Below are 1,456 nucleotides of genomic sequence, written 5' to 3' on the forward strand. Positions count from 1 at the left end.
CCACCGGCACCGCGGCCGCCACCGGCACCGCGGCCGCCACCGGCACCGCGGCCGCCACCGGCACCGCGGTCGGCGGCACCGCGGTGGTGCCCGGCGTGCCGCGCACGAGCGCGGCCCCGGTCGACACCGCGGCCGAGGACGCCGCCGCGCTCGCGCAGCTGCAGCAGCTGCGCGCCGCCGGCCTGGCCGCCCACGCCCCCCGCGGGCAGTGGGTCGCGCAGCTGGCCGCCAAGAGCGTGGGCACCACCGACCCCGAGCAGACCGCCGCCAACGGCAGCAGCACCTTCTACGCCGCCGACATCCTCGAGCAGTCCCGCCGCCTGGCCGCCGGGGTGGCCGGCCCGGACGTCTTCGTCCTGGCCAGCACCGACTTCGGCGAGCGCACCGTCGACGCGCGCGGCAACCCCTACTGGACGACCCTCGCCGCCGGCCCGTTCGCCGGCGCCGACGACGTGCGCACCTGGTGCGACAGCGTCTTCGCCGCCACCCCGGCCCCGCAGCGCTCGAACGTCTGCTTCCCCGAGCAGCTGCTCCCGCCGTCCTGACCCAGCTCCCGCTCCCGGCCCCGGGAGCTGGGGCCCCGGGCCGGGGCGGGGCTCAGAGGCTGAGGCTGGGGTGCAGATCCGCCACCGTCCAGGTGCGCCGGCGGTGGCAGGCCAGCACCGTGACCGCCAGCGCCAGCACGCCGAAGCCGGCCAGCACCGCCGCGTCCAGCCGCACCGGCCCGCCCGGCGCGCCGCTGACCAGGTGCCGCAACCCCTCGGTGGCGTACGTCATCGGCAGGTACGGGTGGATCGCCCCGAAGAACGCCGGGGAGGTGCCCACCGGGTAGGTGCCCCCCGCCGAGGTCAGCTGCAGCACCAGCAGCACCAGCGCCACCAGCCGGCCCGGACCGCCCAGCAGGGCGATCAGGCACTGGTGCGCCGCGGTGAACACCACCGCCACCAGCGCCGTGAACGCCACCGTCAGCAGCGGCGAGGGGGACTCCACGCCCACCGCCAGCAGCAGCACCGCCTGCAGCACCACCGCCTGCAGCACGCCCAGCACCGCCCCCGGCAGCAGCCCGGCCAGCGCCGTGCGCAGCGAGCCCGCCGTCGAGGCCAGCGCCCGCGGCGAGACCGCCCGCAGCACCATGTACGTGACCATCCCGCCCACCCACAGCGAGACCGGCACGAACAGCGGGGCCAGCCCGTCGCTGTAGTGCGCGACCGCGTGCGCCCGCACCCGCTGCGCCTCCACGGGCGCGGCGACCACGCCCGCGCGGCGCTGCGCCTCCGCCGCGTCCTGGGCGGGCACCTCGGCCTGCCCCTCGCGCAGCTGCGCGGCCAGGGTGCCGCTGCCGTCGGCCAGCTGCCCGGTGCCCTCGGCCAGCTCCCCGGCGCCGGTGCGGGCCTGCGAGGCGCCGCCCACCAGGGCGCCCGCGCCGTCGTCGACGCGGGCGGCGCCCTCGGCGAGC

The 1,456-nt window shown here is 79.1% G+C and carries 1 protein-coding gene and 1 pseudogene; one reads left to right on the top strand and one right to left on the bottom strand.

Going from position 1 to position 1,456, the window contains the following annotated elements; genetic code table 11:
• Nucleotides 1-545, top strand: a pseudogene (locus tag GTR00_RS20715) (hypothetical protein); the annotation flags it as partial.
• 52 nt (nucleotides 546-597) lie between these two features.
• Here the strand turns inward: GTR00_RS20715 and GTR00_RS20720 are convergent.
• The coding region (locus GTR00_RS20720; protein ID WP_166613411.1) for a YhgE/Pip family protein at nucleotides 598-1,456 on the bottom strand (859 nt) is incomplete at its 5' end.

Source organism: Kineococcus indalonis, from assembly GCF_009906395.1.
GTDB lineage: Bacteria > Actinomycetota > Actinomycetes > Actinomycetales > Kineococcaceae > Kineococcus > Kineococcus indalonis.